General features: G+C 70.7%; 21 protein-coding genes. 18 read left to right on the top strand and 3 right to left on the bottom strand.

Annotated elements, in window-relative coordinates; genetic code table 11:
• Positions 1-142 precede the first annotated feature (142 nt).
• The 6 genes from FNH09_RS26155 to FNH09_RS26130 all read left to right on the top strand — a co-directional run bounded on the left by FNH09_RS26155 (position 143) and on the right by FNH09_RS26130 (position 6,365).
• A complete protein-coding gene (locus FNH09_RS26155) occupies positions 143-1,333 on the top strand; it encodes an ATP-grasp domain-containing protein (RefSeq protein ID WP_162469109.1) in 1,191 nt (396 codons plus the stop codon).
• A gap of 47 nt (positions 1,334-1,380) precedes the next feature.
• A complete protein-coding gene (locus FNH09_RS26150) occupies positions 1,381-2,061 on the top strand; it encodes a 2OG-Fe dioxygenase family protein (RefSeq protein WP_162469108.1) in 681 nt (226 codons plus the stop codon).
• Between the two features lie 544 nt (positions 2,062-2,605).
• The gene (gene lysW, locus FNH09_RS26145; protein ID WP_238427107.1) at positions 2,606-2,779 is read left to right on the top strand and encodes a lysine biosynthesis protein LysW; all 174 of its coding nucleotides are present in this window, start codon (positions 2,606-2,608) and stop codon (positions 2,777-2,779) included.
• A gap of 110 nt (positions 2,780-2,889) precedes the next feature.
• The gene (locus FNH09_RS26140) at positions 2,890-3,777 is read left to right on the top strand and encodes a [LysW]-aminoadipate kinase (protein ID WP_162469107.1); all 888 of its coding nucleotides are present in this window, start codon (positions 2,890-2,892) and stop codon (positions 3,775-3,777) included.
• A gap of 6 nt (positions 3,778-3,783) precedes the next feature.
• Positions 3,784-5,055: an ATP-grasp domain-containing protein gene (locus FNH09_RS26135; protein WP_152892173.1), complete on the top strand. Its 1,272-nt coding sequence runs from the start codon at positions 3,784-3,786 to the stop codon at positions 5,053-5,055.
• Positions 5,052-6,365, top strand: a complete 1,314-nt coding sequence (locus FNH09_RS26130; protein ID WP_162469106.1) for an MFS transporter — start codon at positions 5,052-5,054, stop codon at positions 6,363-6,365. The genes FNH09_RS26135 and FNH09_RS26130 overlap by 4 nt, the downstream gene beginning before the upstream one ends.
• A gap of 206 nt (positions 6,366-6,571) precedes the next feature.
• Here FNH09_RS26130 and FNH09_RS26125 read toward each other — a convergent pair whose 3' ends face one another.
• Together FNH09_RS26125 and rocD are read right to left on the bottom strand one after the other, a co-directional pair.
• Entirely contained in the window at positions 6,572-7,330 is a 759-nt protein-coding gene (locus FNH09_RS26125) for an SDR family NAD(P)-dependent oxidoreductase (protein WP_152892171.1), read from the bottom strand.
• A gap of 52 nt (positions 7,331-7,382) precedes the next feature.
• Entirely contained in the window at positions 7,383-8,585 is a 1,203-nt protein-coding gene (gene rocD, locus FNH09_RS26120) for an ornithine--oxo-acid transaminase (protein ID WP_152892169.1), read from the bottom strand.
• A 396-nt stretch (positions 8,586-8,981) separates the two neighbouring features.
• Here rocD and FNH09_RS26115 point away from each other — a divergent pair, with 396 nt between their 5' ends.
• The 4 genes from FNH09_RS26115 to FNH09_RS49890 all read left to right on the top strand — a co-directional run bounded on the left by FNH09_RS26115 (position 8,982) and on the right by FNH09_RS49890 (position 11,716).
• Positions 8,982-9,848, top strand: a complete 867-nt coding sequence (locus FNH09_RS26115) for a diiron oxygenase (protein WP_338017688.1) — start codon at positions 8,982-8,984, stop codon at positions 9,846-9,848.
• A gap of 11 nt (positions 9,849-9,859) precedes the next feature.
• The gene (locus FNH09_RS26110; RefSeq protein ID WP_152892167.1) at positions 9,860-10,684 is read left to right on the top strand and encodes an aminoacyl--tRNA ligase-related protein; all 825 of its coding nucleotides are present in this window, start codon (positions 9,860-9,862) and stop codon (positions 10,682-10,684) included.
• 12 nt (positions 10,685-10,696) lie between these two features.
• Positions 10,697-10,927 carry an acyl carrier protein gene (locus FNH09_RS26105; protein WP_152892165.1) on the top strand — a complete coding sequence of 77 codons (231 nt, stop codon included), beginning with the start codon at positions 10,697-10,699 and terminating at the stop codon, positions 10,925-10,927.
• Between the two features lie 78 nt (positions 10,928-11,005).
• Positions 11,006-11,716 carry a 4'-phosphopantetheinyl transferase superfamily protein gene (locus FNH09_RS49890; RefSeq protein WP_152892163.1) on the top strand — a complete coding sequence of 237 codons (711 nt, stop codon included), beginning with the start codon at positions 11,006-11,008 and terminating at the stop codon, positions 11,714-11,716.
• A 112-nt stretch (positions 11,717-11,828) separates the two neighbouring features.
• On the opposite strand, the gene FNH09_RS26095 is transcribed toward FNH09_RS49890, so the two are convergent.
• Positions 11,829-12,614 carry an SAM-dependent methyltransferase gene (locus tag FNH09_RS26095; RefSeq protein WP_152892161.1) on the bottom strand — a complete coding sequence of 262 codons (786 nt, stop codon included), beginning with the start codon at positions 12,612-12,614 and terminating at the stop codon, positions 11,829-11,831.
• A gap of 354 nt (positions 12,615-12,968) precedes the next feature.
• On the opposite strand from FNH09_RS26095, the gene FNH09_RS26090 reads away from it, so the two are divergent.
• The 8 genes from FNH09_RS26090 to FNH09_RS46780 form a co-directional block, all read left to right on the top strand.
• The gene (locus FNH09_RS26090) at positions 12,969-13,868 is read left to right on the top strand and encodes an alpha/beta hydrolase (RefSeq protein WP_238427106.1); all 900 of its coding nucleotides are present in this window, start codon (positions 12,969-12,971) and stop codon (positions 13,866-13,868) included.
• Entirely contained in the window at positions 13,858-14,886 is a 1,029-nt protein-coding gene (locus FNH09_RS26085; protein WP_338017687.1) for an NAD(P)/FAD-dependent oxidoreductase, read from the top strand. Before FNH09_RS26090 ends, FNH09_RS26085 begins: the two co-directional genes overlap by 11 nt.
• A 14-nt stretch (positions 14,887-14,900) precedes the next feature.
• Positions 14,901-15,200 carry a 2Fe-2S iron-sulfur cluster-binding protein gene (locus FNH09_RS26080; protein ID WP_152892155.1) on the top strand — a complete coding sequence of 100 codons (300 nt, stop codon included), beginning with the start codon at positions 14,901-14,903 and terminating at the stop codon, positions 15,198-15,200.
• A gap of 94 nt (positions 15,201-15,294) precedes the next feature.
• Positions 15,295-16,524, top strand: a complete 1,230-nt coding sequence (locus FNH09_RS26075; protein WP_202919756.1) for a fatty acid desaturase — start codon at positions 15,295-15,297, stop codon at positions 16,522-16,524.
• 38 nt (positions 16,525-16,562) lie between these two features.
• Positions 16,563-17,036, top strand: a complete 474-nt coding sequence (locus FNH09_RS26070) for a cobalamin-dependent protein (protein ID WP_152892153.1) — start codon at positions 16,563-16,565, stop codon at positions 17,034-17,036.
• Positions 17,033-18,502, top strand: coding sequence for a methylaspartate mutase (locus FNH09_RS26065; protein WP_152892151.1), 1,470 nt, complete (start codon positions 17,033-17,035; stop codon positions 18,500-18,502). The genes FNH09_RS26070 and FNH09_RS26065 overlap by 4 nt, the downstream gene beginning before the upstream one ends.
• On the top strand, positions 18,502-19,464 hold the full coding sequence (locus FNH09_RS26060; protein ID WP_152892149.1) for a quinone oxidoreductase family protein: 963 nt from the start codon (positions 18,502-18,504) through the stop codon (positions 19,462-19,464). The genes FNH09_RS26065 and FNH09_RS26060 overlap by 1 nt, the downstream gene beginning before the upstream one ends.
• The coding region (locus FNH09_RS46780; RefSeq protein ID WP_156110836.1) for an EamA family transporter at positions 19,461-20,482 on the top strand (1,022 nt) is incomplete at its 3' end. The genes FNH09_RS26060 and FNH09_RS46780, both read left to right, overlap by 4 nt.

Genomic DNA, 20,482 nt, shown 5'->3' with positions numbered 1-20,482 from the left:
CGACGCATTCACGAGCGTATTGACCCGGCTCTCCCGCCGTCGAATCCCTCGATCACCACAAAGCTTCCCCGGTTCCACCATTTCTGCCGACTGGCGCGCTTTCTCGACGCCAGACCTGGATGTGCGATCTGGAGGCCCATACGTGAAATCCGTACTCATCCTCTCCAAGTGGAATGCCGGCGCGGTGGTCCCTGCCGCCGATCAGCTGCGAGCCCGCGGAATCCGGTCGGTACTGATATCCGAGATTCCGGACACCCGTCACCGCGCGAGCTGCGACGACCATGTCGTGGTGGACTGGGACAGCGAGGACCTGCCCGCGCTCGTCGAGCGGCTCGACGAGCGCGGCATCGTCCCCCTCGCGGTCGTCAACCTGCTCGAACCGCTGCTCCCCTGGCAGGGCGGCCTGGCCGCGCACTACGGCCTACCGGGGGCCGGCGTCGGCCTCGACGTGCTGGCCAGCAAGACGCTGGTCCGGGAGCGCCTGCGGGACCTGGGGCTGTCCTCCATCGGCTTCTGCGCCGACCCGGCGGAGGTGGATTTCTTCCCCGCCATCGTCAAGCCCTCGCGCGAGTCCACGGCCTCGCGGCTGGTCCGCCGGGTGGACGGCCCGGCCGAACTCCTCGCCTACGGGCGCCATCTGACGGAGCGCGGCTTCGGCGACACGGAAATGATCATCGAGGAGTATCTGCCCGGCGTCGAGTTCTCCGTGGACGGACCCGTCGTGGAGGGCCGCTTCCATCCGGTCCTGGCGGTCGAGAAGCCCGACCACGACGACGTCAGACATCACGACGCGGGGCTTCGGGTCCATCCCCCGCAGCAGGATCACGTGCGGGCCGGCGTGCCCGTCCTGACCGGGATGATCGACGCGTTCTGCGCCGACCTGCGCCTCGACCAGCTCTGGCTGCACGTCGAGGGCCGGGCCGACGAGAACGGCCGCACGGAGCTGGTGGAGATCAATCCCCGCTTCGGTGGCGGCATGTATCCGACGGCGATCCAGGAGATCGGCGGGATCGACCCGGTGGAGGCGATCGTCTCCATGGCGCTGGGCGAGTTCACGCTGGACCGGCTGGGCCCGCTGCGCGACCGGACCGTCATCGGGTGGGTCGACGTGGAGGCCGACGAGCTCGGCCGGGTGGAGATCGGCGCCACGGAGGAAGACCTGTGCGCGCTCCCGGGCGTCGTCAAGGCGGTGGTCGTCGACGGCTACCGGGTGACCGACCTGGAGCAGGAGAACTACTTTCTCCGTTTCGCGCTCACCGCCGATTCCGTGAGCGAATTGCGCGCTCGCGCGGCGGACGTCCTGAGCGCCGTCGGCGAATGGCGCGTCGTATGAGACTCGGCGGCTCGCATCTCTGTCCCCGACCGAAGGAGAACAACGGAATGGATCGGCTGAAGTTCACGCTCGGCAATGCGCGCGACGACCTGCTGCGGGACGGCGACGACTGGGACAAGTTCAGCCGGTTCTGGGAGGACCTGCCGCTGGACCCGTACATGGGAGACGGCGGCACCTATCGCCGTCGTAAGCACTCCGTGATTTCGTACACCGCCGCCGACGGCACCGTCGCGTCGGTCGACCAGGACGGCTTTCTCCAGAGCAAGGAGATCAACCGTCTGAACGGCGGCATCGTCCGGCGCTTCGAGCCGACCGACCAGGCGCTGCTGGACACCTCCGTGCTCGGGCGGATACTGGCCCATTTCGTCGCGCGCATCGCGGAGAGCACCCCCGACGGTGAACCCGTGGCTCCGGTCCGGCGGATCAACATCCATCAGCACCGCATCGTCGCCACCGAGCGGGAGGCCGGGAATCCGACCCCGGAGGGGATCCACCGGGACGGTGTCCAGCACATCGTGATGATGCTGGTCGCGCGCAAGGACATCACCGGCGGGGTCAGCACGCTCTACGACAACGCCGGGTCGCCGATACTGACCCACACCCTGAACGACCCCGGGGACTACATATTCCTGGACGACCGCACGGCCATGCATTCCGTGTCTCCGGTACGGGTGGCCCCGCCGGCTCCCGAGGGGTACCGCGACATGTTCTTCCTGGAGTTCTGCTGACGGGCCGGAGCCTCTGAGGCAGCCTCACCCGGCCGGGCTCCGCTCGCATAGCGGGACAGCACGGCCTGGGCGTCCTCGCCCCGCAGCGCCGACAGCAGCTCGGACACCTGCTCCCGGCCGCGCACGACGTTGACCGTGCGGCACTGCCGGGTGATCAGGACGGCTCCCTCGTGGAGCTGCTGGTAGCCGAAGAGGCGTGCGGTACGCATGGTTCTCCGATCGATGAGGGCCGGGGTCATCGGCTCGGACGGCCTGCCCCGGCCGTCCTGCCACGTGAAACACGCTACGCGCCGACCGGCGCCGCGGGCGTCCGCGGCAAATTCAATGACGGAGCCGCACCGCGCTGACGCGGGGCTCTTTCGGCTACGCATTCCGTTTGCCGGGGTAAGCGAGGCGCTTGTCCGAAAGCGGGGAGGGTCGGCGTGATGTGTACCCGCGAATGCGTTCACCGGGGACGCACCTGACGTCGACCCGACCGTACCGTCTTTCCCGACGTGACAGACCGGCGGTCCGCCCCGGAAAACCGAAGGAAAGGAATCACCGTATGCCCACCATGCAGGCCTGTCCCGAATGTGAGGACGAGGTACAGATCAGCCAGTCGGCGCGGCTCAACGAGATCGTCGACTGTGCGGGCTGCCGCAGCGAACTGGAGATCGTGGCGCTCAGTCCGACGGTGCTCGCCCGCGCGCCCGAGGTCGAGGAGGACTGGGGGGAGTAGCGGCCGCGCGCGGCCACGCGCGATTCACCGGGGCCCGACCGCGGCCCGCGTAGCGACGGTCGGCCCGCCCCGCCCCTGTCCCTTCCGATTCCCGGCGAACTGGAGACACTGTGACCGACACACCGCTCCTGGTCATCAAGTGCGGCGGCAATCCGTCCGTCGACGCCGCGGGCATCTGCGCCGACGTCGCCAGGCTCGCCGGCGAAGGACAGTCGATCCTCCTGGTGCACGGCGGCTCAGGGGAGATCGCACAACTGGCCGGGCGACTGGGTGTCCCGCAACGCACCCTCGTCGCCCCGGACCAGGTGTCCACCCGCTACACCGACCCGGCCACCCTGGAGGTGGTCGTGCTCGCGCTGGCCGGCGGGGTCAAACCGAGGATCGTCGCGGAGCTGTCCCGGCTCGGGGTGCCCGCGGTCGGTCTCACCGGCCTGGACGGCGGCATGCTGCGCGCCCGCCGCAAGGCCGTCGTGCGCTCCGTCGTGGACGGCCGCACGACCCTGGTCCGGGACAATCTCAGCGGCCGGCTCGGCGAGGTGCGCACCGAACTCGCCGAGGCCCTGCTGCGCTCCGGCTTCGTGCCGGTGGTCTCGCCGCCCGCGCTCGACGAGCACGGGCAGGCGGTCAACGTCGACGCCGACCGGGTCGCCGCCGCGCTCGCGGCGGCACTCGGCGCGGACCGGCTGGTGCTGCTGACCGGCGCACCGGGAGTGCTCGCCGACCCTTCCGACGAGACGAGCGTGCTGAGCACCTTCGAGGTACCCGCGTCCGGCGCGCCCGGCGGGGGCATCGGCGGTGGCATGGCACTCAAGCTCGTCGCGGCGCGGGAGGCACTGTCCGGCGGAGTGCCGTCGGTGCGCATCGCGGACGGCCGGGTGCCGGACCCGGTCAGCCGCGCCCTGGCCGGATCCGGCACCGCCGTGACGATCGGTCCGCGATCCGATCACCGGCCCGACCCAACCCCTCCGCCCGTGGTGTCCACCTCCCAGGGAAAGTAGTTGACCATGCCAAGCAGCGCCTCGGCGCCCGTCAAGCGCGTCGCGTTCGTCGACGCGTACGCGATGGGACGCCTCCTTCTGCCCGTCATGAACCGGCTCGGCATAGAGTGCGTGCACGTCGAGTCGCCGCACCCCGATGTCCACCTGGTCCGGCTGCCGTTCCCCGAAGGCTTCGTGACCAGGGTGCGCCACGACGGCGATGTCGCGGCCACCGCCGCCGCGTTGCGCGAGCTCGGGGTCGAACGGGTGATCTCCTCCGGGGAGTCGGGCGTCGAGCTGACCGACCGGCTCGCCGCCGAACTCGGCACGCCCGGCAACGGGATGAGCCGGCCGGCGTCCCGCCGCAACAAGTACGACATGGTCCTGGCCCTGCGCGCCGCGGGCGTCGAGTCCGCGGCCACGATCGTCTCGGCCGACGCCGAAGAGATCGTCAAGTGGGCCGAGGAGACCGCGGGTTATCCGGTCGTCCTGAAGCCGGTCGCCAGCTGCGGCACCGACAACGTCGTGGCGTGCGCGTCCGCGGACCAGGTCCGCGCCGTCCACGAGAAGATCATGACCAGTCCGGACCGGACCGGCCTGCCCAACACGACCGTCCTCGCACAGGAGTTCCTGGACGGGGACGAGTACTTCGTCAACGCGGTCAGCCGGGACGGCGGGCATCACACCGTCGAGATCTGGCGCTACCACAAGACGCGGCTGCCCGGCGGCAACATCATCTACGACTACAACGCGCCGCTGGCACCGGACGATCCGCAGGCCAAGCTGGTCGAGACCTATGCCCACCAGGTGCTCGACGCCCTGGAGGTCCGCAACTGGGCCAGCCACACCGAGATCATGATGACCGCCAGGGGACCGGTGCTCGTCGAGTGCGCGGCGCGCTTCGGCGGGGGGCAGGTTCCGGAGATCGCCAGTCGCTGCCTGGGCACCAACCAGATCGAGCTCGTGGGCCTGTCCGTCGTGGACCCCGACGCGTTCGACGAACTGCCCACCACCGCCTACCAGTTGCTGGAACGCCTGCGGTACGTGCATCTCGTCAACCCGAACGATCACGGTGTGGCCCCGTCCGACGAGGCGATGGCCGCCGTCCGCGCGCTCCCGTCCTACGTCCACGCCGTCACGACGCGTCCGGCCGGGGAGCCGCTGCCCCGCACGGTCGACGTCGCGACCCAGCCGGGGTACGTGATCCTCATCTCCGAGGATCCGGAACAGCTCGACGCGGACTACCGCCGGCTCCGGGAGATCGAACGCGACCACCTCTACGCCGACCCGGCGTCGTGAGCACGAAGACGGCGGACCGGGCACGCGGCGGGGAGCCGCGGTTCCGTGACACCCTGCGCGGTCTGCCCCGCCGGGTCTGGATCATCAGTCTCGGCAACCTGATCCTCCAGGCCGGCAGTTTCCTGCCGGTGTTCATCGTGCTCTACGTGACCCAGCACGGTCATTCCGCCGGGGCGGCGGGGCTCGTGCTGGGCGCGGCCGGTCTGGGCCGGGTCCTCGGCAACGTCATCGGCGGCCATCTCACCGACACCATCGGCCGGCGCTGGGCCATCCTGCTGTCCGTCGTGGCCACCTCCGGGCTGACGGCGTCCGTGCCGTTCCTCGGACCGATCCCGGCGATCGTCACCGTGGTCGGGTTCATCGGCCTGGTGTCGCAGATCTACCGGCCGGCCATGGCGGCGGTGCTGATCGACTCCGTGACGTCCGCCCGGCAGCGGCTCGCCGCCTTCGGGGTGCTCCGGTTCGCCCAGAACATCGGCTCCACCCTGGGCGGTGTGCTCGGCGGCGTGCTGGCGAGCATCTCCTACGCGGGACTCTTCCTGGTGGAGGCAGGGGCGCTCCTGCTGTTCGGTGTGATCGTGGCCGTGCTGCTGCGCGACGCGCCGCAGCACCGGTCCGATTCCGCCGTCGACAAGAGCCGGTCGGACCCGGCGGTCGGCTACCGGCAGGTGCTCGCCGACCGCGTCCTGGTGCGGTTCCTGCTGATGACCGTGTTCTCGATGTTCGCCTACATCCAGACCGCCGTCGGCCTGCCCCTGCATGTCGCCGACGTGGGGCTGAGCGCGCGTGACTTCGGTCTTCTCATGGGGCTCAACGGTCTGCTGGTGGTGCTGCTGGAGCTGCCCATCACCAGTGTGATCTCGCGGTACCGGCCGGAGTACGTCCTGGCCGTCGCCAACCTGCTCACGTGCGGCGGGCTCGCGCTGTCCGGTTTCACCGAGGGCATGGCCCTGCTGGCGGCGACGGTGGTGATCTGGACGTTCGGCGAGATGGCGTACTCCTCCGTCGTCCAGGCCCACCTGGCGAGTCTGACCCCGCCGGGGATGGTGGGGCGTTACCAGGGGCTGTACGGCGCCGCGTACGCGCTCGGCACGGGCGCCGGACCGGTCGTCGGCGCCGCCGTGTACGCGGTCGGCCCGTGGGTGCTGTGGACCGTGGTCGGTGTGCTGGGGGTGGTCGGCGCCCAGCTCAGTCTGGGGCTGCGCGGGACGGACACCGTGGCCGACGAGCCGGCCGAGGGGCCGGTCACCGAGCCGGGCGGCGCACCGGTTTCCGCGCCCGGCGGCGCACCGCCCGAGGCCACCGTCTGACGGAGGGACCACGCCCGGAGCCGGGGCCGGCCTGCCGGCCCCGGCTCCGGCCTGCCCGGAACACCGGGCCGCGCGGCACCGGCGCCGCGCGCCTCCCGGTCGCTGCCGTGATTCCGTGGCCCCGTGGTCCACGAGAACGCCGCGGGCCGCAGGGGTCTGTCTCCCCCTGCGGCCCGCGACGGCGTGTTCCGGTCCGGCCCGCCGGCCTACGCCTCGGCCCTGGGCCGCAGCCGCAGGCCGTGCATGCCGTTGTCCACGGCGAGCACCGTGCCCACCGAAGCGCTCGACAGCGGGCTCGCCAGGTAGGCGATCGCGCCCGCCACCTCGTCGGCCGTCACCAGGCGTCCCGTGGGCTGGAACGCGTCGAGCACGGCCCGGGCGGCCGCCGGGTCCGCCGCCCGCTCCAGCGACCTGCCGATCCAAGGGGTGTCCGCGGAGCCGGGGGCGACGCAGTTGACCCGGATGCCCTCGCGGACGTGGTCCGCCGCCATGGCCAGGGTCAGCGCGTACACCGCCCCCTTGCTGGTCGAGTACAGCGCCCGCTGCTCCACCCCGGCCCACGCCACGATCGAGCAGGTGTTGACGATCGACGCGGCGGGCGAGCGGCGCAGGTGCGGTATCGCGTGCCGGGCGACCCTGACCATCCCGACCACGTTGACGTCCAGGACGCGCAGCCACTCGTCGTCGCCGTTCGCGGTGACGTCCCCCACGGCGCCGATGCCGGCGTTGTTCACCACGACGTCCAGCCTGCCGAACCGCTCGACGACGGCTTCGACGGCGGCCTTGACCTGGACGTCGTCGGTGACGTCGACCTGGACGCCCAGGATGCCGTCCGGGAGCCCCTCGGGTTTCAGGTCGAGCGCGGCGACCCGGGCTCCCCTGCTGTTGAGCAGGTTCGCCGTGGCCAGACCGATTCCCGACGCACCGCCGGTGACGATCGCGACCAGTCCTGCGAAGTCACTCATGAATTCCCTCCAGTCCACTCGAAGGTCGAATCGGACCGATCGACGGTCCGGCTCAGGCCAGCACGTCGGCGATCATGTCGACGCCGAGGTCGATCTCCTCGTGGGTGACGACCAGCGGGGGCGCCACCCGCAGATGTCCCTTGGCCTCCTTGCACAGCAGGCCGCGCTCGGCGAGCGCCTCGGTCACCCGGCGGTCGGCCACCCGCTCCTCGTCGAGCTGCACACCGGCCCACAGGCCACGCCCACGGACCTCGGTCACGCCGTCCAGTTCGTTGAGGCGGGAGTGCAGGTGCGCGCCGAGCTCGCGGGAGCGCTCCTGGAACTCCCCGGTGGCCAGCAGCCGCACGGTGGCGCGGCCGACCGCGCACGCCAGCGGGTTGCCGCCGAAGGTCGAGCCGTGGTCGCCGGGCGTGATCACGCCGAGGACGTCGGCGCGGCCGATGACCGCGGACAGCGGCAGGAGTCCGCCGCTCAGGCTCTTGCCCAGGGTGGTCATGTCCGCACGGACACCCTCGTGGTCCAGCGCCAGGGTCGTGCCGGCCCGGGCCAGTCCGCACTGGACCTCGTCGGCGACGAACAGCGTGTTGGTCTCGTCGCAGAGTTCACGGACCTCGGCGAGATATCCCTTCGGCGGGACGACCACGCCGGCCTCGCCCTGGATCGGCTCCAGCAGCACCGCCGCCGTGTTCTCGTTGACCGCCGAACGCAGCGCCTCGATGTCGCCGAACGGCACCACCTTGAAGCCGGGCGTGAACGGGCCGAAACCGGCCTGGTGGTTGGGGTGCGTGGAGAACGAGACGATGGTCGTGGTGCGGCCGTGGAAGTTCGCGCCCGCGACGATGATCTCGGCGGCTCCGTCGGGCACGCCTTTGACCTGGTAGGCCCACTTCCTGGCGATCTTCACCGCCGTGTCGACGGCCTCGCCGCCGGAGTTGGAGGGCAGGACCATCTCGGTGCCGGTCAGCTCGGCCAGTTCACGGCAGAACGGACCGTACTGGTCGTGGTGGAACGCCCGGGTGCTCAGCGTCAGCCGGTCGAGCTGCGCCTTCGCCGCGGCGATGAGGTCGGGGTGCTGGTGGCCGAAGTTGACCGCGGAGTACCCCCCGTGGAAATCGAGATAACGCCGGCCTTCCAGATCGTTCACCCAGGCGCCTTCCCCATGGGTGAGCACCACGGGGAACGGCACGTAGTCATGGGCCCCCCAGCGCGCGGCGAGGTCCATGTGGTCCTGGGCGGAGAGAGCGTCCACAGTCATGGCGATACTCCTTTTACCGGCTCCCTGACGGGGCGGTTTTCGTCGACAATCAGTGCCACCTGCGCAAACTACGAACCCTCCCCCGCCGCACGCGTCCGCGACAAACGCACCGCGACTACGCGATCCGATTACTCGCTTCGATTACTCGCGGCCTGCTCACGTCGGATCCGTGATGTCCACCGTGGCGACCGGTCGCGCCGGGAACGGGCCGATGCCCGTCGCGGTAAGCGAGGCGTTCAGCCGCGGGACGGCGAAGTCAGCGCGATGTGTCCCCGCGAATGAAATTGTCGCGGACGCACACGCCGTCGACACGGCCGTACGGTCCTTCTCGGCGCGGCAGACCGGTCGGGTCGGCCCATCAACCAATGGTTCTGTTACGGAGGGCACGTGTCAGCGGTGTCGACGATCGAATGGACGGAAGAATTCGCCCGGGCTGTACGCAGACTCATTGACGTCTCCGTCGACGACTACTACAACCCGTACCGGACCTTCGAATGGCCCGAAACCATCACGCCGGACGGGCTGTGGATGAGCCGGGAGCTGCTGTCCGTGTACGGCACTGCCGCCGAGCAGGAGCTGAGCCACGAACAGCTGGTGGAGCTCTCGCGCTGGGAGAGCGTCAACCTCTACAGCCTGATCGCCCACGGCATCAGGGAGCTGCTCATCGAGGTGATGCGCCGCATCCACACGCCGGGCTACGAGATCCCCACACCGTACTTCCACCACTTCATCGGCGAAGAGAACGAGCACATGTGGTTCTTCGCCGAATTCTGCCTCCGTTATGCCGGTCGCATCTATCCGGACCGGCGGATGGTGTTCCCGACGGACGAGCGCGCGCCGGAGATGAACAACTTCATCGTCTTCAGCCAGATCCTCATCTTCGAGCAGATCGGTGACTACTTCAACGCCCACATGGCGGCCGACGCGAAACTCCCGGAGACGGTGCGAGCGGTCAACCGGATCCACCACCGCGACGAGTCCCGGCACATCGCCTTCGGCGGAAAGCTCGTGAAGGCGCTCTTCGAGGAGGTCCGCCGGACGCACTCCGCCGAGGAGGTCGAAGAGGTCGGACAATATCTGCGCGGCTACATCGATCTGATCATCCAGATGCTGTACAGCCGCGACGCCTACCAGGACGCCGGTATCGCGAATCCCACGCGATTCCGGGCCGCCGTCATGGCCGATCCGGCGAGGGCGGCGATCAACGCCCGCATCATCGAACGAACCAACAACTTCTACCGACGCATCGGCCTGTTCCACTGACGGGAGATCTCATGCCGACGTTTGTCGCACCTGGAATAGCGGTCCTCGAATCCGAGGAGGCCGCCCTGTTCGACGCTCTCGAGGCCCGCTTCCAGGACATCGCTCGCGCGCTGGGGGCCCGGCCGGTGACCGGCCCGGGCCTGCTCCCCGAGGAGGACCTGGCACGCCTCGACTTCTTCCGCAACTTCCCCCACCTCGCGCTGCCCGTGACCACGCTCACGGAGCAGGCCCGTGAGGAACTGGCGCGAGGCGAGGCCAGGACCCCGTCCCCCGAGCACCCCCCGGTCCCGACCGGCTGCTGCCTGCCCACGGCCACCTGCTACGGCCTGCTGGTGTCACGGCAGCGGCGGGACATCGAGACCCCCGAGGTCATCACGGCGATCGGGCGCTGCTTCCGGAACGAGGACCACTACGACGGCCTGCGCCGGCTGCGCTCCTTCCATATGCGCGAAGCGCTCTACATCGGCGGCCAGGAAGGCGTGGTGGAGCATCTGAGCCGGGCGACCGAGCTCGTCCTGGGCCTGGCCGACCGGCTCGGGATCAAGATGAGCAAGGAGCCCGCGACCGATCCGTTCTACCTCGGCGACGGCGCGCGGTCGATCCTCAACCAACTGGACCCGGTGAAGTTCGAGTTCGTGTCGGACGACGGGACCGCCATCGCGTCCGTCAACCGCCACCGCAACTTCTTCGGCGAGCGCCTGGACATCTCCTTCGGGGGCGAGCCCGCCTACAGCGGGTGTCTGGCGTTCGGTGTGGAGCGCTGGGTCCATGCGCTCCTCCAGATGCACGGCGACGCCCGGCGGGCGCTCGTCGCAGTCAACGAATCGGCAGCTTAGGAAGGTGTGACCATGGAGGAAATCATCAACTGGATCCGGTCGAAGAACCCGGATCTGGACGCGGAGATCACCGGCGACACCGATCTCATCGAGTCCCGGCTGATCGCGTCGGTCTCGTTCCTGGAGTTCATCGGCCTGCTGGAGGAGCTCACCGGACGGCAGATCGACGTCACCTCGTTGAGCGTGGCCGACTTCCGCACCATCGACCGGATCAACGAGAACTTCTTCGCGCCGGTGGCCTGAACCGCCGGCCAGGGACGAGAGAGACGGAGGAGCGCCGTGAACGGTCCGCCGGGGAGGCCGGCCGGTGCGCTCCTCGGCGTGACCGACGTCCGGTACATCGACGTCGACCAGGTGCCCCGGTCGCTCGCCGTACTCCTGGACGGGCGCGACCGGGCCCGCCGTCGACGGATCCTGCGCGAGGCGGACCGCGATCGCGCTCTCGCCGCCTGGGTGCTGGCGCGACTCGTGCTCGGCGAGCGGCTGGGCCGGGATCCGGCGGCCCTGCGCTTCGACCGGACCTGCGCCCACTGCGGCGACCCGGACCACGGGAAACCGGTCGTCGAGTCCGCCGGGCCGGGCCTGGACTTCTCGCTCTCGCACGCCGGAGGGCTCGCCGTGGTCGCCGTCTCGGACCGGACCGTCGGCCTCGACATCGAGGACGCCACGGCCGGGGTGCGGCCCCTGGACGCGGCGCTGACGGACCGGGAACGCGCGGCCTGCCCGGACTACGCCGGCTTCGTACGCCTGTGGACGCGCAAGGAGGCCGTGCTCAAAGCCGCCGGCAAGGGCCTCGACATCCATCCGGGTCGCATCGAGATTCTCGACTCCACGCTGCACGCGCTGCCCGCGGAACTCGGCCGCCCGGAGGACTACACACTCCGGGACGTCCCGCTGCCCGCCCCCTACGTGGGGGCGCTCGCGGTGCTCGGTCCCGATTCCGCTCCCCGCGTCCGCAGCGGCGCGGAACTGGTCCGGAACGCGGCGCGGTCCGTCTCGTCGTCGCTCCCGCACGGCCGGACCCACGGATAACCGTCCGCCGACTCGTTCTTCGCGTGGATCCACGAAAACACTGCGGGCCGCAGGGAGAATCCCATCCCCTGCGGCCCGCGGTCGTGTTTGCCTGCTTCAAATTCCCAGGAACTCAATTCCTGCGAGCGACTCCGCCGTAGAGGGCGGATGCGGAACGGGACCCGGCGGCCTCCTCGGTGGGGTGCCATTGCGAGGCGAGCACCACCCCGGGCTCGACCAGTTCGAAATCGCCGAAGAAACGAGCGACCTGTTCCCGGCTCCGGGGATGCATGTCCTCGAAAGCGCGCTTCAGCGTCTCCTCGTTGTTGCGGTCCCCCCACGGGATGTCGCCCGCGATGTGGGAGACGACGAAATAGCTGCCCGGGGGCAGGGCTTCGCGCAGCGTCGCGGTGATCCGTTCCGGATCCGCGCTCTCCGGCACGAAGTGCAGAACCGCGCCCAGCACACAGGCCACCGGACGGCCGGACCGGATCAGGGCCTGGACGGCCGGCCGGGCCAGCAGTTCGTCGGGGTTCTGGATGTCGCCCAGTACGAAGTCCGCTCCCTGCCGACCGGCGATCAGCTCGCGCGTGCGCCGCCCGACCTCGGGATCGACGTCGCAGTAGACGACGGAGCCCGCGGGGGACTCCCCCAGGGCGATCTCGTGCGTGTTCGGCGAGACGGGGAAGCCGGAACCGATGTCGATGAACTGGTCGACGCCCTGCCGGGCCAGCCAGCGCACCGCCCGGGACAGGAAGGCGCGGTTCGACTGCATCGTCGTCAGCAGGTCGGGGGCCTGCATACCGATCCAGGCACCGGCCGCCCGGTCGGCCGCAAGACCGTTCTCGCCACCTATGAAGTAGTCGTAGACCCGTGCGGCGTGTGCGTCCGGGCCTTTCTCAAGGTTTTCGATGGTCATGAGCGGCGTACTTCCCCTCGATTCCGTATGACACTTCGGCACTTCGACACTTCGGATCAATGCCGAGGAAAAGGGTGGCACGGCCGGGGGTCATACCGAAGTAAGCAGGATGCTTAGCCATGGGAAAGAAAGATCAACGCAATGTGCCCGGTGAATGAACTTGTCGCGGACGCGGCTGACGTCGACGCGATCCTAGCGTTCTTCCCGGTGCGAATCCCGCACCTGTCGCGCACCTTCGACAACGTCGCGCACCTTCGACACCGAAGAAACAGGGGCGTTTCAATGCCACTTCATCCCATCGTTGAGGGTATCAGGAACTATCGCCTGGCAACCGGTTTCACCCCGCTCTACACCATGTCGGTGGAAGAGGCCCGAAAAGCGGATGCCGCCACGGAGGCCTCGGTCTGGGACTGGATCGAGCCGCCCAAAGAGATATTCGACATGGATATCGCGGGTCCGGCCGGCCCGATGACGCTCAGGGTCTACCGACCGCAGACCGAAAGCGATGAGCCGCTTCCCGTACTCGTCTATTTCTTCGGCGGCGGTTTCGTCGTCGGCTCCCTGGACACGTCCGAGGCGTTCTGCCGCGCCCTGTGCAGCATGGTGTCCTGCGTGGTCGTCTCCGTGAGCTACCGGCTGGCGCCCGAGCACCCGTTCCCGGCGGCCATCGACGACTGCCACGCCGCCGTGAAGTGGGTGGCGGAGAACGGGTCCCGGATCGGCGTCGACGGTTCCCGCATCGCCGTCGCCGGGGACAGCAACGGCGGCACCCTGGCCGCGGCGGTCTCCCTGATGGCCAGGGACGAGGACGGACCGCGGATCAGCGCCCAGGTGCTCGTCTACCCGGCGATGCAAGCCGGCTCGGCGACGGACTCCATGCGCGAGAACGTGGATCCGATGTTCTTCAACGGCATCTCGGTGCCCTGGTTCTGGGGCCTCTACCTCGCCGATCCCGCCGACGGCGACTCGCCGTACGCCTCACCGCTCAACGCGAGCGACCACAGCGGGCTGCCCCCCGCGCTCATGATCACGGCCGAGTTCTGTCCCCTGCGCGACGAGGGCAAGGCCTACGCGGACGCCCTCGCGCTCGCCCAGGTGCCGGTGGAGCACCACGCGTACGCGGATCTGCCGCACGGGTTCCTGTCCATGGCGGCCGTACTCGACACCGCCAGGGAGGCACTGGACGGGATCGTCGACTTCCTGCGCCGACGGCTGGGGCTGAAGGAAGGGAGCGCTGAACGCAGTGGCACCTGACACACCGGTGACGTCCGAACCCGGGAACGGCCCGACCGACGTCGATCTCGCCATCGTCGGCGCCGGCCCCACCGGCCTGTACGGCGCCTACTACGCGGGCTTCCGCGGACTGAGCACCGCGGTCGTCGACGCGCTGACCGAACCGGGCGGTCAGGTGGCCGCGATGTATCCCGAGAAGCTGCTCTACGACATCGCCGCGCACCCCGCCGTCACGGGCCGCGAGCTCGTCGACAACCTGGTGCGTCAGGCGGCGCCCTTCGAGCCCCGCTATCTGCTCGGCCGGACGGCCACCACCCTGGTGGCGGACGGCCCCCGCTGGATGCTCGGCACCGACCGCGGTGCCCGGATCCGCGCCGGAGCCGTCCTCGTCGCCGCCGGTCTGGGCAAGGTCACCCCGCGCACGCTGCCCTGTGCGGTTCCCTACGAGGGCCGGGGCGTCGTCTACCACGTACCGCGTCTGGAGGAGCACCGGGGCCGCGACGTGGTGATCGTCGGCGGCGGGGACAGCGCGGTGGACTGGGCGTTGGCGCTGGCCCCGATCGCCCGGTCGGTCACCCTCGTCCACCGCCGGGCGGCCTTCCGCGCCCATGAGCACAGTGTGCGGCAGCTGTACGCGGCTCCCGTGCGCGTCCTCACCGACGCCCAGCCGGTCGCCTGTCACGGAGCCGGCCGTCTGGCGTCCGTGGACATCCGCACCGAGCACGGCGACACACTGAACCTGCCCGCGCACACGCTGATCACCGCACTGGGCTTCACCACCAACCTCGGTCCCCTGGCCGGCTGGGGGATGGAGCTGGCGTACCGGCAGATCCTCGTCGACGCCGCCATGCGCACCAGCCTTCCCGGGGTGTACGCCGTCGGCGACGGCTGCACCTACCCGGGCCGCGTTCCCCTCATCTCGGTCGGCTTCGGCGAGGCCGCCACCGCCGTCAACCACGCCGCCGTGGCCCTGCGTCCCGGCGCCCGCCTCGCCCCCGGCCACTCCTCCGACACCCATCCCGAACTGGTCCCCGCGTAGGAGCTGAGACAGCGTTGGTTCTGAACAAACTCACCCTGATGCCGCACGGCCTGGAGGTCCTCCTCCCGGCCGGCGCACCGCTCACCGACCTGGAGAACGAGACCTCGCACCGGGTCATCCCCTTCGGCTGCCAGTCGGGCGCCTGTGGCGCCTGCGTCATCGAGGTGCTGGCCGGGCCCGACTCGCTCGGGGAGATGGACCCCGACGAGAGCGACTTCCTGGAGGACCTGGGCCGGGCCGACGGCAACTTCCGGCTCGCGTGCCAGTGCCGCCTCATGGCCGCCGCGACGGTCCAGGTCGCGGAGGAGCTTTGAGAGCCCCGCGGGACGGAGGCGTGCACCGCGCACGCCTCCGTCCCGCATCGCCACGACTTCACCTCTTCCGTCCCGTGCATGCAGAGGAACTTCCATGAGTGTGCTCAACACGCCCGCCCCGGTGCTGCGTTCCGACTTACCGCCGACGCCCGCGCGGACCGCTTCCGCCGACCCCCGGGAGACCATGCGGCGCCTGCCCCGCCCGTTGCAGTTCCCGGCCACGCTGTTCACCGGCAAGGCGCTGCCGGGGCAGCCGTCCCCGGGCTGGACACCCGGCTTCCATCTGGCCACCGCCACGGTCTCGGTGGTGCTGGGAACGCTGGTCGGTGTGCTGGCCCTCACCCTCGGCCACCTCCTGCTGCTGCCGGTCGGCTGGGCGGTGACCCTGCACGGCATGCGCAATCTGCGCATGATGGTCTACCACCAGTGCTCGCACCGGAACATGTACCGTCGGCGCCGCGTGGACCGGGCCATCGGCCACGCCGTGTCCGGTCTGCTGGTCATCCAGAACTTCCAGCGCTACAGCCGCGAGCACGTCCGCGACCACCACGCGGCGCAGCACATGACGCTCAAGGACCCCACCGTCCAGGCGTTCCTGGTCAGTCTCCAGCTGCATCCGGGCATGACGCGCCGTCAGATGTGGCACAGGCTGCTGCTGAAGCTCGTCTCACCGCGGTTCCACTTCGCCTTCGCGGTGTCCCGCGTCCGCTCCTTCTGGAGCGAGTCGGCCCACAGCGAGCGGGTGTCGGCGCTGCTGCTGTACGGCACGGCCGTCACCGCCACGGTGCTCACCGGCACCTGGCAGACCCTGCTCGCCGTCTGGTTCGTGCCGCTGTTCCCACTGTTCCAGATCAGCAACACCCTTCGGCTGTGCGTCAAGCACACCTTCCCCGTCCCGGGCGTCGTGCCCCGGCACGGCCGCGCGTACTTCTCCAGCCTGACCAACGCCATCTTCATCGGTGACGCGCTGCCCTCCCCGAAGCTGCCCCTCGGCCGCCGCGTCGGTGCCTGGACCCGCTGGACACTCCGCCTCGTCCTGCTGCACGCCCCGTCGCGCTATCTGGTCCTGACCGGCGACACCGTCGTGCACGACTTCCACCACCGCTACCCGGCCGCCCCCCAGTGGGCGAACTATCTCTTCGCCCGTCAGCAGGACATCGACGCCGGACACGAGGGCTGGCCGCCCTACCACGAGGTCTGGGGGCTGATCCCGGCGATCTCCTACGTCTTCGACTCGCTGTCGGCCGCCGATGCCGAGGAGTTCGACGTGAACCGACTGAAGGCGGTCAGCAAGCGCGAGCTGTTCGCGGCCTTCGACGACTGACGACCGACGTATGCGACCCGAACGATGAGGAACCCCTGATGCCATCGGTACCGAACCAGCTCAGCCAATCGCCGGCCACCCGCAAGGTCATCCTCGGCGTGGCGGCCAGCGACAGCCACGCGGTGGCCAACCACCTGATCGCCTTCTTCCTGCGCGGCCTCGGCTTCGACGTCGTCAACCTCGGCACCTGCACCCCCGTCGAGGAGTTCGCCGAGGCGTGCGCGCGCCACCCCGAGGCCGAGGCCGTCATCATCGGCAGCCTCAACGGCCATGTCCACGAGGACCTGCGCGGGCTCGACCGGGCCAAGCAGTCCGGCCGGATCACCTGCCCCGTGATCGTCGGCGGCAACCTGTCGGTCGGCAGTCACAAGGACGGCTCCTCGCACGACCGCCTCTACGCGGCCGGCGTGGACCACATCCTGGGCGACCCGTCCGAACTGCCCGGCCTGCTGGCGGAGTTGCAGGTAGATCGCGAGCGCGCGGCGGTGACCCTGGGCCTGGCCGCGTCATGAGCCTGACCTCGCTCCCGGCGCGCGGTTCGGCACCACGCCCCGACACGGCAGTGGGACCGCTGCCGACTCCGGCCGAGTCCGCCGCGTACATCACCTCGCTCGGCAAGCCCACCGCCGCCGAGGTCCTCGGCCGGTGCCGCGCGCAGGGCAGGGTGGCGATCCAGCCACGCTGCGGCGTCGGCGGACACGAGGAGATGAAGGCCCTCCTGGCCACCCTGGAGGCCGAGGTCGCGCCCGACATCCTGACCCTCACCATCGACTCGCACACGCGGCTGCTGCGGTTCGAGGAGGCGCTGCGCACCCTCAACCTCCGTCCCACCGACCTCAACGGCTACCCGATGGTGGCCCACGGCTGGCGGCGCGGTCGCGAGCTCAACGAGCTGATCGCGGCGCCGCTGGAGATCCGGCACGGCTCCCCGGACGCCCGGGTCCTGTTCGACGTGTCCGTGGCCTCCGGCATCACCTCCTTCGAGGGCGGCGGGATCTCGTACAACCTGCCCTACTCGAAGGCCGTGCCGCTGGCCGAGTCCCTCGGCGCCTGGCAGGACGTGGACCGGCGGTGCGGGGAGCTCGCCGAGCACGGTGTGGTCATCGACCGTGAGCTGTTCGGCACGCTCACCGCCGTGCTCGTGCCGCCCTCCATCAGCCTCGCCATCAGCGTCCTGGAGGCGGTGCTCGCCGCCCGCGTCGGGGTCCGCTGCATCTCCGTCGCGTACCCGCAGAGCGGCCATCTCGCCCAGGACGTCGCGGCCCTGCGGAGCATCCCCGTGCTGGCCGAGCGCTACCTGCCCGCCGGGATCACCGTCCACGCGGTGCTCCACGAGTTCATGGGCGTCTTCCCCCGGCAGCGGGGCAACGCGGAGGACCTGATCTTCTACGGTGCGCTGGTCGCCCGGATCGGCGGCGCCTCCAAGCTCATCACGAAGACCTACCAGGAGGCGTACGGGATCCCCGACACGGCCGCGAACGTGGCGGGCCTGCGGCTCGCCGACCGCGCCAACTCGCCGCTCCTCGACTTCGTCACCGTCGACGAGGACCAGGTGGACCGGGAGCGGGAGTGGATCCTCGCCGAGGTCGCCGACCTCGTCGAGCCGCTCCTGGGGCAGGCCGATCTGATCGGGGCGATCGTCGAGGCGTTCGCGGAGGGCCGCCTCGACATCCCCTTCAGCGCCAGCCGGTACGCCCGCTCCGACCTCATCCCGCGGCGCGACCGCTCCGGCGCCATCCGCTACCTGTCGACGGGCGCGCTGCCGTTCTCACCGGCCCATGTGCGCCGCAACACCGAGCTCCTGCACGAGGTCGACGGCCCGGATCCCGGCCTGGACTCGCTGACGCGAGGCCTCACCGACGACATCAACCACTTCCGCCATGTGTTCCGGGAGCAGGAGCCGTCGGCCGCCGCGCCGCGCTCCGCCCCCACGCCCGTCGCCGCCCCGCACACCCCACGAACCGAGGAACCGATCTGATGCGAGCCGTCCATGTCGCCGAGGCCGGTGCCCCGGCCGCCCTCACCCTCACGGAGCTGTCCGAACCGGCCGCCCTGCCCGGCCAGGTGGTCGTCCGCAACACCGCCGTCGGCCTGAACTTCATCGACGTCTACTACCGCAACGGCACCTACCCGGCCCCGTACCCGCTCGTCCCCGGCCAGGAGGCCGCCGGCATCGTCACCGCCGTCGGCGAGGGCGTCGACGACATCGCCCCGGGCGACCGCGTCGCCTACGCGACCCAGCTCGGCGCCTACGCCGAGTACACCACCGTCCCCGCGGCCAAGCTCGTCCCCGTCCCCGAGACGGTGACCCTCGACGACGCGGCCGCCGTCCTGCTCCAGGGCCTGGCCGCGCACTACCTCAGCCACACCACCCACCCGGTGGCGCCCGGCGAGACCGTCGTCGTCCTGGCCGCCGCCGGCGGTCTGGGCCAGCTCCTCGTGCAGCTTGCCGCGCACCGCGGCGCGACCGTCGTCGCCGTCGCGTCCAGCGAGGAGAAGCGGGAGACGGCCCTGGCGGCCGGCGCCCACCACGCCGTCCCCTACGAGGGGTTCGCCGAGGCCGTGCGCGAACTCACCGGCGGCGAGGGCGCGCACGCGGTCTACGACTCGGTCGGCGCGGCCACCTTCGAGACCAGCGTCAAGGCGCTGCGCCGGCGCGGCACCCTCGTCGTCTGCGGCCTGTCCAGCGGCCCCGTGCCGCCGATCGACGTGGAGCTGCTGCGCGCCTCCGGCTCGCTGCACCTGACCCGTCCCACGCTCGCCGACCACGTGCCGGACGCGGCGTCGCTGCGGGCCGCGGCCGCCGAGGTGTTCCGCTACGTCGCCGAGGGCGTCGTACGCCCGAACGTGCGGGCGCGACTGCCGCTGGCCGACGCGGCCCGGGCACACGAGCTGCTCGAAGGCCGCGGCACCACCGGCAAGGTGCTGCTCACGCCATGAGCATCGACATCGGAACGAGCGCGAGCGCGGTACGGAGCCCAGCCCCGGGCACGGGCATGGGCACGGGCACGGGCACGGGCACGGGCACGGGCACGGGCGCAGGAACAGGGTCAGGCGCGGGGGCGGTCGCGGGGGCGGTCGCGGGAGCGGGTGCCGTCGGCGGCCGCCGGGGCATCGGCGTGGTCCCGGCGCCCGCGCTGATGCTCGTCGGCATGGTCAGCACCCAGCTGGGCGCGGCCTTCGCCAAGCAGCTGTTCGGCACGGTCGGCCCGGCGACGGTGACCCTGATGCGGCTCGGCTTCTCGGCCCTCGTGCTGCTCCTGTGGTGGCGGCCCTCGATGCGCCTGGACCGGCGTACGGCGGGCACCGTGGCCGCCCTCGGCGTGGCCATCGCGGGCATGAACATCTGCTTCTACCTCGCCATGGCCCGGATGCCGGTGGGGGTGGCGCTCACCGTGGGCATGGCCGGGCCGCTCGCGGTCGCCGGGCTGTCCTCGCGCCGGGCCGCGGACCGGCTGTGGATCGTGCTCGCGGCCTCGGGCATCGCGCTGCTCGGCTGGCAGGGCGGCTCGGCGGGCCTCACCGGCCTGCTGATCGCCCTGGTCTGCGCCGTGTTCTGGGGCTCGTACGTGCCGCTGTCGGCGCGGGTCGGGGCGGTGCTGCCCGGCGGCGGGCTCGCGCTCGCCATGGCCTTCGGCACGCTGTGCTCCCTGCCGGCCGGGCTCGCCGAGGGCGCGCGGACGCTCGCCCGACCCGAGGTGCTCGCCTTCGGCTTCGGTGTCGCGATGCTGTCCTCGCTCGTCCCGTACACCTGCGAGATGGAGACCCTGCGCCGGGTGTCCAAGCTGGTCTTCGGCGTGCTGCTCAGCCTGGAACCGGCGATCGGCGCCCTGGCCGCCCTGGTGGTCCTCGGCGAGACCCTCTCCCCGGCCCAGGTGGCGGGCCTGATCGCGGTCGTGGCCGCGTCGATCGGCGTCATCCGCGGCTCGCGCAGGGCCGTGTCCAGGAGGCTCCTGAG

This window comes from Streptomyces adustus (assembly GCF_009377175.1).
Lineage (GTDB): Bacteria > Actinomycetota > Actinomycetes > Streptomycetales > Streptomycetaceae > Streptomyces > Streptomyces adustus.
The sequence above is the reverse complement of the archived record's forward strand: the minus strand, read 5'-3'. Positions and strand labels throughout refer to the sequence as shown.

Excerpts from the sequence above, each read along its gene's own strand:
- rocD (WP_152892169.1), bottom strand. The coding sequence starts at position 8,585 with ATGACTGTGGACGCTCTCTCCGCCCAGGACCACATGGACCTCGCCGCG.
- FNH09_RS26065 (WP_152892151.1), top strand. The coding sequence starts at position 17,033 with ATGAGCCTGACCTCGCTCCCGGCGCGCGGTTCGGCACCACGCCCCGAC.
- FNH09_RS26105 (WP_152892165.1), top strand. The coding sequence starts at position 10,697 with ATGGAGGAAATCATCAACTGGATCCGGTCGAAGAACCCGGATCTGGAC.
- FNH09_RS26110 (WP_152892167.1), top strand. The coding sequence starts at position 9,860 with ATGCCGACGTTTGTCGCACCTGGAATAGCGGTCCTCGAATCCGAGGAG.
- FNH09_RS26125 (WP_152892171.1), bottom strand. The coding sequence starts at position 7,330 with ATGAGTGACTTCGCAGGACTGGTCGCGATCGTCACCGGCGGTGCGTCG.
- FNH09_RS26150 (WP_162469108.1), top strand. The coding sequence starts at position 1,381 with ATGGATCGGCTGAAGTTCACGCTCGGCAATGCGCGCGACGACCTGCTG.
- FNH09_RS26075 (WP_202919756.1), top strand. The coding sequence starts at position 15,295 with ATGAGTGTGCTCAACACGCCCGCCCCGGTGCTGCGTTCCGACTTACCG.
- FNH09_RS26070 (WP_152892153.1), top strand. The coding sequence starts at position 16,563 with ATGCCATCGGTACCGAACCAGCTCAGCCAATCGCCGGCCACCCGCAAG.
- FNH09_RS26060 (WP_152892149.1), top strand. The coding sequence starts at position 18,502 with ATGCGAGCCGTCCATGTCGCCGAGGCCGGTGCCCCGGCCGCCCTCACC.
- FNH09_RS26135 (WP_152892173.1), top strand. The coding sequence starts at position 3,784 with ATGCCAAGCAGCGCCTCGGCGCCCGTCAAGCGCGTCGCGTTCGTCGAC.
- FNH09_RS26090 (WP_238427106.1), top strand. The coding sequence starts at position 12,969 with ATGTCGGTGGAAGAGGCCCGAAAAGCGGATGCCGCCACGGAGGCCTCG.
- FNH09_RS26095 (WP_152892161.1), bottom strand. The coding sequence starts at position 12,614 with ATGACCATCGAAAACCTTGAGAAAGGCCCGGACGCACACGCCGCACGG.
- lysW (WP_238427107.1), top strand. The coding sequence starts at position 2,606 with ATGCCCACCATGCAGGCCTGTCCCGAATGTGAGGACGAGGTACAGATC.